This is a genomic window from Streptomyces sp. LUP30 (assembly GCF_001746365.1).
Taxonomy (GTDB): domain Bacteria; phylum Actinomycetota; class Actinomycetes; order Streptomycetales; family Streptomycetaceae; genus Streptomyces.
Genome location: NZ_MJAJ01000005.1, coordinates 113428 through 128530, shown reverse-complemented (window position 1 = coordinate 128530; position 15103 = coordinate 113428). Strand labels below are relative to the sequence as shown.

The following is a 15103-nucleotide window of genomic DNA, read 5'->3' as shown; positions in this document are numbered from 1 at the left end:
GACCGGCGTCCGGTCCGTGACACGGGGCGAGTGGGCACGGCGCACGGCTGCCCGCTCAGGCCTCCTGCAGCACGGCGACCGGGAGTTCGCCCGAACCGCGGACGATCAGCCGGGTGGGGACCGTGATGGTGCGGGCCCGGGAGCGGTCGCCGTCGAGACGGGTCAGCGCGGTGGTCGCCGCCGTTCTGCCGAGTTCTTCCGGGTCCTGGGCGACGACGGTCAGCGCGGGTTCGAGGGCCTCGGCGAGCGACAGGTCGTCGAAGGCGACCACGGCGACGTCCTTGCGTCCGCTGCGGGCCAGTTCGGCCACTATGCCCAGCGCCATGATGTTGTTCCCGGCGAAGAGGGCCGTCGGAGGATCGGCCAGAGCGAGGAGCCGGGCCGTCGCGGCCTCGGCGCCCTGCTGGTCGTGGGCGTTGGTGACCAGCGTCCTGTCGTGGGGGAGGCCGGCTTCCTGCAGTGCCGAGCGATAGCCGGCCAGACGTTCCCGACGGGTGTACAGCTTCAGCGGCAGGTCGCCGACGAAGCCGACGCGCCGGTGCCCGTGGGCGACGAGGTGCGCGACGCCGTCGTGGGCTCCGGCCCGGTTGGAGCTGACGATGCTGTCCGTGGCGAGTCCGACTCCTGGCCGGTCGAGGAAGATGACGGGCAGGCCCGCCGTACGGTGGGACTTGAGGTGGGAGTGGTCGGCGCCGACGGACGGCACCACGATGAGGATGCTGACACGACGGGCCAGGAACTTGTCCGTCAGCGCGCGTTCACGGTCGGGCTCGTCCGCGGAGGAGCCCATGAGCAGCGTCAGTCCCCGTTCGCGGACGGTGTCCTCGATGGAACGCGCTACGGCTCCGAAGAAGGGGTTGGCGAGGTCGGGGATGACCAGGCCGATGGTGGTGTCGGGGCCGCCGACGCGGATGTTGCGGGCCATGAGGTTCGGCTGGAAGCCGAGCTTGGCCACGGCGGCCAGTACCTGTTCCCTGGTCTGAGCGGAGGCGGGTCCGTCCTCGTTGAGGACTCGGGAGACCGTCTTGGCGCTGACGCCCACTTCTCGGGCGACGTCGGCCAGGGTGGGGCGGCGGTTCGCTGCCATGGAGGAAACCGTCTCCTGAGGGCTCTCGTTCCCGGCCGCGGCCTCGGCCGGAAACTGTGAGAGCGGGGTCGAGCTGTCAGGTGGCCTGGACTCCGGCGGCCTTGGCGGCCTCGGAATCCGCTACGACAGTATCTCCGGCCGCGTCGACCGTGAGAGCGCCGGTCATGATGGCGACGACCTCGGCCATGGAGTAGTCGGACGGCTTGATCACGGCGGCGCGCCGGCCCAGCCGGTGCACATGGATCCGGTCGGCGATCTCGAAGACATGCGGCATGTTGTGGCTGATGAGCACCACGGGCATGCCCTTGTCGCGGACCCGGCGGATGAGGTCCAGGACCTGACCGGACTCCTTGACGCCGAGGGCGGCGGTGGGTTCGTCCATCACGACGACGGATCGCGCCCAGGCGACGGAACGGGCGACCGCGACGGCCTGCCGCTGTCCGCCGGAGAGCGTCTCCACCGACTGCGTCAGCGAGCGCAGACCGATCTTCAGGTCCGCCATGTGCTCCGCCGCCTCCTGGCGCATGCGCTTCTTGTCGAGCATGCGGAAGACACTGCCGAGGACTCCCGGCCGACGCAGTTCGCGGCCGAGGAACATGTTCGAGGCGATGTCCATGGAGGCGGCCACGGCCAGGTCCTGATAGACCGTCTCGATCCCGTGCGCCCGTGCGCTCTGCGGGCCCGAGAAGGTGATGGGCTCACCGTTGAGGCGTATCTCGCCCTCGTCGGGGGCCACCGCGCCGGTGAGGGCCTTGATGAGGCTGGTCTTGCCGGCGCCGTTGTCGCCGATGACGGCGAGGACCTCACCGGGCATCAGGTCGAAGTCGGCCCCGTCGATGGCGGTGACGTGTCCGTACCGCTTGACCAGACCGCGGGCCTGCAGCACGGGCGTGGGGGAGGAGGGGGCGCTCATCGGGCCTTCTTCCGGGAGATCTGGTCGACGGTCACCGCGAGGATCACCAGGATGCCGGTGATCAGGGTCTGGTAGATGGAGGCGACGCCCATCAGCTGCAGGCCGTTGCGGAACACGCCCACGATGAGGACGCCGATGAAGGTGCCCAGGACCGAGCCCCGGCCGCCGAAGAGGCTGGTGCCGCCGAGCACCACGGCGGTGATGCTGTCGAGGTTGTCGGTCTGCCCGGCCTGCGGGTCGCCGACCCCGGTGCGGGAGATGAGCAGCAGGGCGGCGATGCCGTACAGGAGGCCGGCCACCGTGTAGATGCCGATGGTGAGGCGGGAGGTGCGGATGCCGTTCAGCCGGGCGGCCTCGGCGCTGTTGCCCAGGGCGTAGACGTGCCGGCCCCAGCCGGTGCTGCTCAACGCGTAGGCGAGGAGGAGGAAGAGGCCGATGGTGACCAGGGAGCCGTAGGTGATGTCCGTGTGCCCCATCGGGAAGGTCTCCCCGAGCGCGGTCAGCGGGCCGGGCAGGCTGGTGACCGTCTGCTCCGCGGAGTAGATGTGGGTCAGTGCGAAGGCCACGTTGAGCATGCCGAGGGTCACGATGAACGGCGGCAGCGGGATCTTCTGCACGAGGAACCCGTTGAGCAGCCCGAAGCCGCCGCAGACGGCCAGACCGAGCGCGATCGCCACGAGCGGCGGGACCGAGCCCTCGGCCGCCGTCTTGGCGATCACGATGCTGCCGAAGGCCATCACCGCCCCGCACGACAGGTCGATCCCCGCCGTGAGGATGATCAGGGTCTGCCCGATGGCGAGGGTGCCCACGACCATGACCTGCTGCACGATCAGTGAGAAGTTCCCGCCGGTCAGGAACTGGTCGGTCGAGAAGGAGAAGAAGGCGCAGGCCAGGAGGAGAGCGGCCAGGGGCCCGGTGGTCGGCGCCGTGAGCAGTCTGCGGACCGTGGTCGGCGCTTTGAGCTCCGAGTACGGCGTGGTCGTGGCTGTCATGCGAAGTCCTTGTCGGAAGACAGATGTCCTTGGCGGAGGACGAGGGCCGAAACCCTTGCCGCCGGGACAAGGGGGGCGGTCGTCCCTGGTCCGGGAGGTGGGGCGACCGCCCCGCCGAGGGGAGTGACGGTGTAGTGCGGGCCGGGGAGGGCTCAGCCCCAGCAGTTCTCCAGGCCGAAGGCGGTGTCCTTCGACGTGACCCCGGCCTGCGCCTTGTCGGTGATCAGCGTGACGCCGGTGTCGGTGTAACCGGACGCCTTCTTGCCGTCCTTGGCGTACGTCACGACGGCCTTGACGCCCTGGGCGGCCATCTTCAGCGGGTACTGCTGCGACGTCGCGGCGATCTTGCCGTCCTTGACGGCCTGGGTGCCGGTGCAGCCGCCGTCCACGGAGACGATCAGCACGTCCTTCTCGCGGCCCTTGGCCTTCAGCGCGGTGAACGCGCCCAGAGCGGCCGGCTCGTTGATGGTGTAGACGACGTTGATGTCGGGCGACTTCTGCAGACAGTTCTCCATCGCGGTCTGACCCTTGGTCTGGTCGCCGCCGGTGTCCTGGGCGCACACGACGTCCTTCTCGGTGGCGCCGAAGCCCTTGAGGAAGCCGTCGTGCCGCTGGACGCCGACGGAGACGCCGGGAGCCAGGTCGAGGGCGGCTATCTTCGCCGTCTTGCCCTTCATGGCGGCCTTGGCGTACTCGCCGATCAGCTGGCCGGCCTTGAGGTTGTCGGTGGCGAAGAGGGCGTCGACCGCACTCTGCGGCTCCGTCGGGGTGTCCAGCGCGATGACCAGGACGCCCTTGGCGCGGGCCTTCTGGATCGCCGGCACGATCGCCTTGGAGTCGCTCGGGGTGATCAGGATGCCCTTGACGCCGGCGGCGACCATGTTCTCGATGGCCGTGACCTGCCCGGCGTTGTCCCCGTCGAACTTGCCCGCAGCGGTGGACAGTTCGGCGCCGTTCTCCTTGGCGGCCTTCTCCGCGCCCTCCTTCATCTTCACGAAGAACGGGTTGGTGTCGGTCTTGGTGATCAGACCGACCTTCACGCTGCCCGAGCCGGAACCGGAGGAGCCCGAGCCGGAGCCGGAACCGCAGGCCGTCAGGGTGAGGGCCGCGACGCCCGTGACCGCAGCTGCTCTGAGGAGGGAGGAGGACAGGCGAGTGGTGCGAGACATGATCGACTCCTGTGGGATAGCGGGCGGCACCGGGGTTGGGAGGAGAGCGTGCCGCCCGGGGGGTGTCATCGTTGACTTATGTCATCGTTGACACTGCCTGGCGAGGATGATGGACTCCGGATCCCGGCAACGTCAATGCCTTCCACTCGTCACAAATCGGCAACGTCCGTAGCCGCCGCCTCCGCGCAGCCGGTCAGGGCTGTGTCACCGCACCGCCCCTCGCCCGGTCTTTCCGAGCCCTTTCGAGAGAGAGCAGCCCATGAACCCGCGTCAGATCACCGTGGTGGGAGAGTGCGTCGCGGACGCCTTCACCGAAGCGGCGCCCGCCGCGAACGAGCTCGCCCTGCGGGTGCTTCCCGGCGGCGGACCTGCGAACACGGCTGTGGCCCTGGCCCGCCTCGGTACGCCGGCCCGCTTCCTGGCGCGTCTGTCCGGCGACGTCTTCGGGCGCCTGTTCCGGGCACACCTCGAGGCGTCCGGCGTCGACCTGTCGTACGCAGTCGACGCCGCCGAGCCCAGCACGCTCGCCGTGGCCGAGCTGGACCCGGCCGGACAGGCCGCGTTCTCCTTCCACGCGCAGAACACGGCCGACTGGCAGTGGACGCCGGCGGAACTGGCGCGGGTGGACCTGTCCGGCACGGCCTGTGTGCACACCGGCTCGCTGGCGTTGATCCGCGAGCCCGGCGGGGCGGTGGTGGAGGACTTCCTGGCGGCAGCGGCTCCGCAGGCCACCGTCAGCATCGACCCCAACGTCCGGCCGCTGCTGGTGCGCCCCGAGGCCTACCGCGCCCGGATGGCCCGCTGGTGCGCCCTGGCCGACATCCTGCGCCTGAGCGCCGACGACCTGGAACTCCTGCTGCCCGGCGTGGCGCCCGAGCAGGCATGCGACCTCTGGCATGCGGCGGGGGTGCGGCTCGTCGTGATCACCCTCGGCTCCGACGGCGCCCTGGCCTCGCTCGACGGCGAACGGCTCCGGGTGCCCGCGGTGGCCGCACGGGTCGTCGACACGGTCGGCGCGGGAGACTCCTTCACGGCGGGACTGCTGCACCATCTCGGCGCTCAGGGCCTCCTCGGTGGCCGGCTGGACGGCCTGAGCCTGGACGAGGTCGCCGAAGCCTGCCGGTTCGGCGCCCGGGTCGCGGCCCTGACCTGCTCGGTCGCCGGTCCCAACCCGCCGTGGCGGGATCAGCTGGAACAGCTCACGCCCGCCGGCGGCGTCTGACCGGGTCCGCGCGGACCCCGCCGGTGAATGCGCCCGCCCGCACCGTTGACTCCTGCGCGGCATTGCGTCCATGATCGGGCCACCCGATGTCATCGATGACACAAGTCAACGATGACATCACCGGTCCCGACGAGCGGCGTTCCCGGCGTCCGGTCCGCGCCCACCGCCGGCCGGCCCTCCACGATCAAGGACACGACCATGAAGAAGACCCTGCTCGCCGAGTTCACCGCCCGAGAGGGAGCACAGGACGAGGTCGCCCGCCTCATCGGCGAGTACGCCCTGAAGGTGCGCGAGGAAGAGGGAAACCTCGTCTTCGACGTCTACACCAAAGAAGCCGCCCCCCGCGCCTTCTGGATCTTCGAGGTGTACCGGGACGAGGACGCCTTCAAGGCGCACCTGAACGCCCCGTACGGCGGCCCCTTCAACGCCGAGCTCGTCCCGCTGATCGAAGAGGACGCCTCCGTGCTGACGTTCCTGAACCCGCTCACCACGAACTCCTGACGAGCCGTTGACGCGGACCATGCATGACCTGTGCCGTGCACCGTAGGAGCCGGGCGGAGCCGGGACCGGGGAGACGCTCCTCGCGGTCTGCGGGATCCCGGCTCCTGCCGCGATATCCCGTTGTGGGGCCGGGGGCGCGGCCGTAAGGTCCCGGCATGTCTCTACGTGTTCTGATGCGTCAAGCCCTTCCTGAAGCGATGCGCACCCGTGACAAGGCCGCGGTGAGCGCGCTGCGCGCGACGCTCGGCGCACTGGACAACGCGGAGGCCGTGCCCGTGGACCAAGCCCGCCTGCGCGGTGTGGCCCTCGAACAGTCACCGGTCGGCGTGGGGGCCACCGAGGCGGTTCGACGCGAGCTGAGCGAAGGCGACGTGGCGGACATCGTGCGCGCCGAGGCGACCGAACGGCTCGAAGCCGCAGCGCAGTTGACCGCCCCGGCTTACGCCGACCGAGCCGCACGGCTACGCGCCGAGGCCGCGGTACTGCTGCGCTTCCTGGACCCTGCCTGAGTCTGCCTGAACCCGGTCCCACCCTTGCAAAGGACCTGTTGCAAAGAAAACGTTGCAACAGGTCCTGCTGGACGTCCTGCGCTTCGGCGGCCCGGCCACCGCCTCCCGACTGGCCGCCGCGCCCCGGACGAGCGCCGCCGTGTCTTGAGGGGTCGTGCGGGACGGTCAGACGTCGGGGACGTGCAGCTCGTCCCAACTGGTCTTTCCGGGGGTGCCGTTGGCGTTGTCACCGGTGAAGCCGAGCTTTGCCTGCCAGGCGGCGTAGGACTTCACGTCGCCGGGGCCCCATACGTCGGGGGCGGCGTTCGACTGGTACCGGTTGCAGCCTTCGGCGACGAGCCGATGGTGCATGGCGGCGATGATCGGTGACTTCCGTCCGGTGTGGAAGAACGACGCACCGGGGAACGGCTCGGTGACCGGCCCGGGGATGTGGTGTGCGTCCTTGAAGTGGTCGTACGCATCCTGGGCCGCCGCGAGGACCTTGTCGTAGATCTTGTCCATGTACGGGCCGGCGCAGGCGGTCGAGGACCAGTGGTGGTGGTAGAAGAGGTTGCTCTTGCTGGGGCGTACGCCGATCACCTTGGCGAAGTGCCAGCCGGCGAGACGTGCGGCGCTCTTCCAGGTCGTCTCGGCGATCGTCCAGCCGGGTGCGAGCGTCGCGTCCGCCATTTCGATGCTGATCGTGCTCCGGTTGCCGGCCGTGTCGCCGACGGCCCAGGCGAACTCGTTCACCTTGACGTACTGGGCGACGGCGCCGGTGGCGTCCACGTCGAAGTGGGCCGAGGCCGGACGTTTCCTCCAGACGTCGAGCACACCCTGGTGCGAAAGCCGGCCGCCGTTGTGGTGCAGCGTGACCGACGTCTTCCGGTAGGGCCTGTGGGTGACGTGGCCCGTCGCGCTGAGCTCGTCGATGAGGTTGGAGACGGTGCGGTCGTAAGCGATGGTGGCGGTCACTTGGGGACCTCCGATCCGTTCTCGACGCCGTCCGTGGCGAAGGCGACGAAGTCGCTGTCCGGAAGGGCGTCAAGGTCGTCGGTGCCGGGCCCGTCGCCGGTGTCGGTCTTCTCGAGGGCCGCCTTCACGTCCTCGTCGTCGAAGTTCTGCTCGGGCATGGGATGACACCTCCCCTTCGGTTTCCTTGCTCTGTGTAGGACGGTCAGACGTCGGGGACGTGTAGCTTGTCCCAACTGGTCTTTCCGGGGGTGCCGTTGGCGTTGTCACCGGTGAAGCCGAGCTTTGCCTGCCAGGCGGCGTAGGACTTCACGTCGCCGGGGCCCCATACGTCGGGGGCGGCGTTCGACTGGTACCGGTTGCAGCCTTCGGCGACGAGCCGATGGTGCATGGCGGCGATGATCGGTGACTTCCGTCCGGTGTGGAAGAACGACGCACCGGGGAACGGCTCGGAGCCGGTGGCGCCGGCGGGCCCGCCGGTCATGAAGTGCTTGTAGGCCCCGTTCACGAACGTGGACCATTGGTTCCAGTTGTGTGCGTCCTTGATGGCCTTCGCCGTCTTGGCGTTGTAGAGCGGGTCCTTGAGCTTTCCCTCGACCCTGAGCTTGTCCGGTGGGGAGAACTGCCCTGGATGCCTGAGGGAGCGTATCTGGAAGAGGCCGATGGACGGTCCCCACTTGTGGTCGACCAGGCCCTGGTCTCCGATGATGCCCGGGTCGCCTTTGGACTCCGCCATGGCGACGGCCGCCGCGACTTTGATGTCATTGCCGGTGAACCCTGCCTGGGTGGCGAGGGCGCGCAGCTCGGTCAGGCTCATTCTCATTTTCTGACACCCCTTTACTTCCGGTGCCCCCACTGGTACTTCCGGTGCCCCAATGGCTGGTCGATTCAGCAGCCATGGCCGCATGGCGCATGCACGGCGTCGGACCGAGCACCGCGGATCGGCCGGAACATTCGACCGGGAGGAGATGTCGCCGAGACGTGATAACCGTGGTTCCGGGTACGGGGCGATATCCCGATAATCCCGATACGGGTTTCCCCTGATGGACACGAACACACAGGAGATCATGGACCCTCCCGGCCGCGCTGCCATGGAATGCGAGGCGGTTCCGGGGGCGTGAAATGTCACTTACGGACAGCATATGACCATGTCAGAGATGGTGCAAACAGAAGCGCCGTGATCACGATCAAGAGCCCGATGTCGCACCACCGCGACGGCGCCATCGTATTTCGGCCGCGTCATTGCCGTGAGCATGCGATCGGTCCGGCTCGGTAGCATGCGACGCATGGCCATCAAACTTGAGAACGTCGGCATCGCTGTTCGCGACCTCGAGGCGGCGATCTCTTTTTTCACCGACCTCGGCCTCACGGTCATCGGCCGCGACACGGTCAGCGGCGAGTGGACCGACATCGCCGTCGGCCTTGACGGGAATCACGCCAACATCGCGATGCTCCAGACGCCGGACGGCCACGGTCGCCTCGAGCTCTTCGAGTACATCCATCCCGAGGCCATCGAGTCGACGCCCACGCAGCCCCATGAGATCGGCATGCATCGCGTCGCCTTCTCGGTCGACGACATCGACAAGGCCCTTGAGGCAGCCGCGAGGCACGGATGCCGTCCGCTGCGCGGTGTGGCGACCTATGAGGACGTCTACAAGCTCACGTACCTCCGTGGCCCCAGCGGCATCCTCGTGATGCTCGCCGAGGAGCTCAAGAAGAACTGACGCCTGATCGGGTCGTGGTCTGCCCTCGGCCGAATCGCCGCCCTGGCAAAATGACGGCATGGAACGTGTGCTTGGAATCGGCGGATATTTCCTGCGGGCGGCCGACCCCGCGGCCCTGAGCGCCTGGTATCGCGACTGCCTCGGTCTGGAGGCCGACGACAACGGCCTGTGGAGTCAGGGAGCCGGACCGACGGTGTTCGCGACGTTCGAGTCCGAGACCGACTACTTCGGATCCCGCGCCCAGCGGACCATGCTCAACTTCCGAGTCCGCGATCTCGACGCGATGCTCGCGCAATTGCGCGCCAAAGGCGCGGCCGTGGAAAAGGAAACGCAGGAAATGGCCGGTGTCGGCCGGTTCGGCTGGGTCACCGACCCCGAAGGGAACCGTGTGGAGCTGTGGCAACCCGTCTGACCGTGCCGTCCGGGGGACGGTCGCCGGGGACGGCCGATCACCCGCCGACCGGGTGACGGCGGGGAGACGGCGGGGGCGGTCGGTGAGCCGGAATCGGGTGGCACACCCTCGCCGGCGACCGGACGGAACCCTTCGAGGTCGCAGCTGCTTTCGAGGCGTGCGGGAGGGGGCGGACGGTCGGGACATGCCCCGAGTGGGCGCTCCGGCGTCGCTCAGGCGGCGGATCATGACCGTTGCTCTCTGGTGGGGGCCGCTCTCGCCGTGTAGCGTCATCGTCAGCTGTCGTGGTTCGCAGTACCTGCCCGCGCCGTTGCGTGGGCGTTTTGCTGTGCAGTGCCGGACCAGGGCGATCACCTCCGGGGCCGCGCGGTGCGGTTCCCGACAACGACTGGGAGGCACCAGCATGGCCAGCGGAACTGTGAAGTGGTTCAACGCCGAAAAGGGCTTCGGCTTCATCGCCCAGGACGGCGGCGGACCGGACGTCTTCGCCCACTACTCCAACATCAACGCCTCCGGCTTCCGTGAGCTCCAGGAAGGCCAGGCCGTCACCTTCGACATCACGCAGGGCCAGAAGGGCCCGCAGGCGGAGAACATCACGCCTGCCTGATCTCGAACCTCGTCAGGCCCCGGAGCACTTGCCGCTCCGGGGCCTGACGCGTGCGCGGCCCGTGACTCCGTTCGGCGCACGCGGGACACGCCGTCGATACGATCACGGACATGACTGCAGACCCGCGACTCGCGCAAGCCGAACTCCTCTATGAGCGTGCCGTGTTCGGCGGTGACAGCAGTGCGCCGGCCTCCGCCGATCAGAGTCTCGACGCGGTCGAGGCGGACCTCGCGCTGGCCCGCGGCCGAGTGGTCCACGCCCGCTTCCTGGAGGAGCGGGCCGCGGACCCGCGCGAACTCCAACTCTTCGAGCGTGCCGCGGAGTTGTACGCGCGACTCGGTGACATACGCGGCGAGGGCGAGGCGGTCTTCTGGATCGGCGCCTTCCATCAGGTGGTCCGCAGCGACGCCGAAGCCGCCGTCCCGGCCTTCGAGCGCGCCCTCGACCTCGCCACCCGGGCCGGAGACCGCCTGACGACGTCCTACGCGCTGCGGCACATCGGCTTCGCCGAGCACATGGCCGGCCGGCTCGATCGGGCGCGAGGTCACCTCGAGGAGTCCACCCGGCTCCGCCGGGAGTTGGGCTTCCTGCCGGGGGTGGCGGCGAACCTGATCGGGCTGGCCTACCTCGCCGCCCAGCAGGAGCGGCGGGACGAGGCGGCGGCGCTGCTCGAAGAAGCGACCGAGCTCGCCCGGACCACCGACTCGTACGGAGTGCTGCGCTGGGCGACGGAGGCCCGCAAGGAGATCGGCTTGCCGTGAGGCGCACGCAACCCACGTCGTCACCGGGCGGTCCGCGATGCGGGCTGCGCACGTCCATGCCGGACCGCTGACCGGCAAGCCGTACCAGGGCGATGAGCTGCTCCACCCGCTCTAGCGTTCACCCTCAAGCCATTGCAACGATGCATGACGGGAACGTTGCGTTATCCGCCTGGCCATTGCAACGAAATCCACGTCACTGCCTGCGAGTTCGGCGATTCCTGGCAATAAATGAGTTGTTGAACATGTGAACGCAACGTAGCGTTTCGCTCATCGGAAACTGTGGGGCGGTCAGAGGGGCGGGCGGGGTCATGAAGGCAGTGCGGAGTCGGCAACGCGTCGTGCCCGGCAGCGTCGTGGCGTTCGCCCGCTTCGTGCTGTGCGGCGGGGGAGTGGGGGTGGCCTCGAGCTTCGCCGTGGCCGCTCTCGCCTCCTGGGTTCCCTGGGCTCTGGCGAACGCTCTGGTCACCGTTGTCTCGACCCTCGTCGCCACCGACCTCCACGCACGCTTCACCTTCGGCGCAGGCGGACGGGCGACCTGGCGTCAGCACACTCAGTCGGCGGGATCCGCGGCGGCGGCGTATGCGATGACCTGCGTGGCGATGATCGCCCTGCGGGCGTCGGTCGAGTCCCCGGGCGCGGTGTGCGAACAGGCCGTGTACCTGTCCGCCTCCGCGCTCGCCGGCGTCGCACGCTTCGCGGTCCTGCGTCTGGTCGTCTTCGCGCGCGATCGCTCCCGGTGGGTGGCCGCCGTCCCCGCCACCCTGCCCGTGCCGACGAACCGCACCGTGGCACCGGCCGATCCGAAGGCGCTGTGCCACGCCGCCTGACCGACCCGCCGGGCGCCCAGCGGTGCGGTGATGCCGGCGTGCGCCGTCGAATATCGCGTGCGTCGTCGTCCACGGACGTAGCAGACTTCCCGGCATGGTCGACATGCGCACGTTCCGGGACGAGGTCGCCGGCTGGGCCGCCGGTGGGCCCGGTGGACCGGCAGGGGAGCTGGCCGCGCTGTTGCGGGTGCGTACGGCGGTCCTGGTGGAAGGGCTGAGCGACCTCGCCGCCGTCGAGGCGCTGGCCGCGGGACGGGGCCGGGACCTGGCGGCCGAGGGGGTGTGCGTGATGCCGATGGGCGGGGCCATGAGCGTCGGCCGCTATGCGGGGCTCCTGGGGCCGGCCGGTCTCGGCCTCCGTCTGATCGGTCTGTGCGACGCGCGCGAGAAGCCTTTCTTCGACCGGGGCCTCGACCCGTCCTGGACGCCGCGGCCGCACGTCCACGTGTGCACGGCGGACCTGGAGGACGAACTCATCCGAGCCCTGGGCGCTGCCCGGGTCGAGCAGCTCGTCGAGGCCGAGGACGAGCTGCGCGCCTGGCGGACCTTCGTGCGCCAGCCCGCCCAGCACGGTCGGCCGAGGGAACAGCAGTTGCGGCGTTTCATGAGCACGAAGAAGGGGCGCAAGATCCGTTACGGACGGGTCCTGGCCGAAGCCCTCGCCCCGGGCCGGGTGCCCGCCCCGCTGGACGACCTCTTCGCCGGCCTGTGACTCCTCACCCGCCGCCCGGTGACCGTTCCTTGCCGACGCCTTGTCCGTGGCTTGGCGTGCGGGACAGGACATGCGGGGCAGGCGGGAAGGCATGACAGTGAACGATTCCGGCCGAGGCGCCGCCGTCCTGTACGACCCTCTGCGCAACAAGGGGACCGCGTTCAGCGCGACGGAGCGGGCCGAGTTCGGCCTCGACGGGCTGCTGCCGCCCGCCATGGAGACTCTCGACGACCAGGCCGATCGCGCGTACGCGGCGTTTCTCGGCTACGACAAGCCACTGAACCGGCACATCTACCTGCGCCAGCTCCAGGACACCAACGAGGTGTTGTTCCATCGGCTGGTCACGCGCCACCTGGAGGAGATGCTGCCGGTCGTCTACACCCCGACGGTCGGCGAGGCGTGCCGGCGCTTCAGCGAGATCTACCGCCGCCCCCGCGGGCTCTTCCTGTCGTACGAGGACCGCCACCGCTTCCGTGACCTCCTGCGCAACCGCCCGCACGACGACGTGGCCGTCATCGTCGTCACCGACGGCCAGCGCATCCTCGGTCTGGGCGACCAGGGGGTGGGCGGAATGGGCATCCCGATCGGCAAGCTCAGCCTGTACACGGCGATCGGCGGCATCCATCCCGCCCGTACGCTGCCGATCCTGCTGGACGCCGGGACGGACAACGAGGAGCTGCTGAACAACCCGCACTACCTGGGTCGCCGCGAGCGCCGCGTGACCGGCGCCCAGTACGACGAGCTGGTGGAGGCCCTGGTGGCGGCCGTGGAGGCCGAACTGCCGGGGACGCTGCTGCAGTGGGAGGACTTCGCGACGGCGCACGCCCGGCGCATCCTCGGCCGCTACCAGGACCGGCTGCTGACCTTCAACGACGACATCCAGGGCACCGCCGCCGTCGCCCTCGGCGCGCTCACCACGGCGACACGGGTGGCGGGGACCCGGCTCGCCGACCAGCGGATCGTCATCCTGGGCGCGGGCTCCGCCGCCGTCGGTGTGGCCGACATGATCCGCATCGCCATGGTCGACGACGGCGTTCCCGAGGAGGAGGCCGCCTCCCGCTTCTGGTTCGTGGACGTCGACGGGCTGCTGACCGGCGCCCGGGACGGGCTGACCGACGAGCAGCGGGTCTACGCCCGCGACGACGAACAGGAGTCGTACGGTCTGGCCGAGGTGGTGGACCGGACCGAACCGACCGTGCTGATCGGGCTGTCCACCGCGCACGGCGCCTTCACGGAGGAGATCGTGCGGCGGATGGCGGCCTCCTGCGACCGTCCGGTGATCTTCCCGCTGTCCAACCCGACCTCCCACTCCGAGGCCGACCCCGCCGACCTGGTGCGCTGGACGGACGGCAGGGCGCTGATCGCCACCGGCTCGCCGTTCCCGCCGGTGACGGTCGACGGCCGTGAGACGCCGGTCGCACAGGCGAACAACGTGTACGTGTTCCCGGCCATCGGCCTGGCGGTCACGGCGTCCCGGGCCACCCGGGTGACGGACCGGATGATGGTGGCCGCCGCCCGCGCGGTCGGTGACTGCGCCGCCCGGTCCGCCCCGGACGGCGGCGGCGCCCCCGCACCGCTGCTGCCGCCGCTGGGAGAGATGCGGGACGCCGCCCGGGAGATCGCACTGGCCGCCGCGATGGCGGCGGTGGAGGACGGCGTCGCCCCGAAGGCCACGCAGGAGCAGCTGCGCGCGGCAGTGGAAGCGGCCCAGTGGAGCCCCCGGTACGCCCGGTGACGGCAGCCCCGGATTCACTCGTCCGAGTTGTCCTTTCCGCGGTTTTCCCGGCATCTGCATGCCGAGGTCATATGCGGAGCAGCATCCGCGCATGGAGAATGCTGCATTCGACGGAACACCGTCGGCAGAGGGGATCGGATCCGGTCCCGAGGTCGTCTTCACAGCGGACTTCGCGTCCACCCGTCAATGGGTGGCGGGGCGGTCGTGGGCGTATCCCAACGGCGGACCCGTCAACCCCGGCGACAACAAACTGGACCACCTGACGGCGGACCCCGCCTACAGCCGCTCGGGCACCTTCCGCGCCACCCTGCGCAAGGACGGCCGGTGGGACACGGGGCTGCTCACCACGGAAGGGAGCGAGGAGGACTTCACCGTCCGTACGGGAGACGTGCTCGAGGCGCGGGTGAGACTGCCCCACGAGGCCGGAGCCTGGCCGGCCATCTGGACCTGGAGGGACGGCGGTCAGGAGATCGACGTCTTCGAGTACCACCCCGACAACCCCGACCTGCTGGAGCTGACCAACCACGTCCGCGGCGGGAACTCCTACTACCGCGACCCCGCCGTCCGTCCGGGCGGATGGGTCGATCTGCGCGTCCAGTTCGGCTCAAGGTCCGTGGTCTGGTGGGTGAACGGAAGCCGGGTGTTCGCCGACCGGCAGGGGGTCGGACGTTCCTGGCACGCCTACCTCATTGTCAACCTGTCGGTCTCCGCGGGCCGTTACCATCCACCGCCGGCGCCCCACGTCAAGGAGATGTCGTACGAGGTCCAGAGCCTCGTCGTGAGACGGCCGACCAGGCTCGCCGAGACGGAGGCCGACGAGCCCGAGGCGCTGACCGACGCCGACGGGCTCTGAGGGGCTCGCAGGACGGGGTCCGTGCGGGGGCGGGGCGGGGCGGGGAGTCAGGCAGGCCGGGATGGGGATGTGCCCCGTCTCGAACGCGGGGCGCACCGGATCGTGGTCCGGTGACGGCGAAACCAGTG

Annotated in this window: 18 protein-coding genes; 11 read left to right on the top strand and 7 right to left on the bottom strand. The window is 69.7% G+C overall.

Annotation, left to right across the window (positions count from 1 at the left end; genetic code table 11):
• Window positions 1-55: 55 nt before the first annotated feature.
• From BG482_RS06785 to BG482_RS06770, 4 genes are all read right to left on the bottom strand, one after another.
• Window positions 56-1087 (bottom strand): LacI family DNA-binding transcriptional regulator, encoded by a 1032-nt coding sequence (locus BG482_RS06785; RefSeq protein WP_069767953.1) that lies wholly within the window; start codon window positions 1085-1087, stop codon window positions 56-58.
• Window positions 1088-1163: 76 nt separating this feature from the next.
• Window positions 1164-2000 carry an ATP-binding cassette domain-containing protein gene (locus tag BG482_RS06780; protein ID WP_069767952.1) on the bottom strand — a complete coding sequence of 279 codons (837 nt, stop codon included), beginning with the start codon at window positions 1998-2000 and terminating at the stop codon, window positions 1164-1166.
• Window positions 1997-2992: an ABC transporter permease gene (locus tag BG482_RS06775; protein ID WP_069767951.1), complete on the bottom strand. Its 996-nt coding sequence runs from the start codon at window positions 2990-2992 to the stop codon at window positions 1997-1999. The genes BG482_RS06780 and BG482_RS06775 overlap by 4 nt, the downstream gene beginning before the upstream one ends.
• Window positions 2993-3144: 152 nt before the next feature.
• Window positions 3145-4161, bottom strand: coding sequence for a sugar ABC transporter substrate-binding protein (locus BG482_RS06770; RefSeq protein WP_069767950.1), 1017 nt, complete (start codon window positions 4159-4161; stop codon window positions 3145-3147).
• Between the two features lie 259 nt (window positions 4162-4420).
• On the opposite strand from BG482_RS06770, the gene BG482_RS06765 reads away from it, so the two are divergent.
• The 3 genes from BG482_RS06765 to BG482_RS06755 all read left to right on the top strand — a co-directional run bounded on the left by BG482_RS06765 (window position 4421) and on the right by BG482_RS06755 (window position 6393).
• A complete protein-coding gene (locus BG482_RS06765) occupies window positions 4421-5383 on the top strand; it encodes a carbohydrate kinase (RefSeq protein ID WP_069767949.1) in 963 nt (320 codons plus the stop codon).
• Between the two features lie 198 nt (window positions 5384-5581).
• Complete coding sequence (locus tag BG482_RS06760) at window positions 5582-5884, top strand: putative quinol monooxygenase (protein ID WP_069768046.1); 303 nt, start codon at window positions 5582-5584, stop codon at window positions 5882-5884.
• A 197-nt stretch (window positions 5885-6081) separates the two neighbouring features.
• Entirely contained in the window at window positions 6082-6393 is a 312-nt protein-coding gene (locus BG482_RS06755) for a hypothetical protein (RefSeq protein WP_069767948.1), read from the top strand.
• A gap of 165 nt (window positions 6394-6558) precedes the next feature.
• Here BG482_RS06755 and BG482_RS06750 read toward each other — a convergent pair whose 3' ends face one another.
• From BG482_RS06750 to BG482_RS06745, 3 genes are read right to left on the bottom strand one after another with little or no spacing between them, the layout of a single operon-like run.
• Window positions 6559-7347, bottom strand: coding sequence for a peptidoglycan-binding protein (locus tag BG482_RS06750; RefSeq protein WP_069767947.1), 789 nt, complete (start codon window positions 7345-7347; stop codon window positions 6559-6561).
• Window positions 7344-7505, bottom strand: coding sequence for a hypothetical protein (locus tag BG482_RS43795; RefSeq protein ID WP_176741319.1), 162 nt, complete (start codon window positions 7503-7505; stop codon window positions 7344-7346). Before BG482_RS43795 ends, BG482_RS06750 begins: the two co-directional genes overlap by 4 nt.
• Window positions 7506-7549: 44 nt before the next feature.
• The gene (locus BG482_RS06745; protein WP_069767946.1) at window positions 7550-8161 is read right to left on the bottom strand and encodes a peptidoglycan-binding protein; all 612 of its coding nucleotides are present in this window, start codon (window positions 8159-8161) and stop codon (window positions 7550-7552) included.
• 469 nt (window positions 8162-8630) lie between these two features.
• On the opposite strand from BG482_RS06745, the gene BG482_RS06740 reads away from it, so the two are divergent.
• From BG482_RS06740 to BG482_RS06705, 8 genes are all read left to right on the top strand, one after another.
• Window positions 8631-9068, top strand: a complete 438-nt coding sequence (locus BG482_RS06740) for a VOC family protein (protein WP_069767945.1) — start codon at window positions 8631-8633, stop codon at window positions 9066-9068.
• A 58-nt stretch (window positions 9069-9126) separates the two neighbouring features.
• The gene (locus tag BG482_RS06735; RefSeq protein ID WP_069767944.1) at window positions 9127-9480 is read left to right on the top strand and encodes a VOC family protein; all 354 of its coding nucleotides are present in this window, start codon (window positions 9127-9129) and stop codon (window positions 9478-9480) included.
• Between the two features lie 403 nt (window positions 9481-9883).
• A complete protein-coding gene (locus BG482_RS06730) occupies window positions 9884-10087 on the top strand; it encodes a cold-shock protein (RefSeq protein ID WP_037751662.1) in 204 nt (67 codons plus the stop codon).
• A gap of 110 nt (window positions 10088-10197) precedes the next feature.
• Complete coding sequence (locus BG482_RS06725; protein ID WP_069767943.1) at window positions 10198-10848, top strand: tetratricopeptide repeat protein; 651 nt, start codon at window positions 10198-10200, stop codon at window positions 10846-10848.
• A 308-nt stretch (window positions 10849-11156) separates the two neighbouring features.
• Entirely contained in the window at window positions 11157-11675 is a 519-nt protein-coding gene (locus BG482_RS06720; RefSeq protein WP_069767942.1) for a GtrA family protein, read from the top strand.
• Between the two features lie 94 nt (window positions 11676-11769).
• Window positions 11770-12387 (top strand): TOPRIM nucleotidyl transferase/hydrolase domain-containing protein, encoded by a 618-nt coding sequence (locus BG482_RS06715; protein WP_069767941.1) that lies wholly within the window; start codon window positions 11770-11772, stop codon window positions 12385-12387.
• Between the two features lie 91 nt (window positions 12388-12478).
• Window positions 12479-14122 (top strand): NAD-dependent malic enzyme, encoded by a 1644-nt coding sequence (locus tag BG482_RS06710; protein WP_069767940.1) that lies wholly within the window; start codon window positions 12479-12481, stop codon window positions 14120-14122.
• Window positions 14123-14213: 91 nt separating this feature from the next.
• The gene (locus BG482_RS06705) at window positions 14214-14975 is read left to right on the top strand and encodes a family 16 glycosylhydrolase (RefSeq protein ID WP_069767939.1); all 762 of its coding nucleotides are present in this window, start codon (window positions 14214-14216) and stop codon (window positions 14973-14975) included.
• Window positions 14976-15103 lie beyond the last annotated feature (128 nt).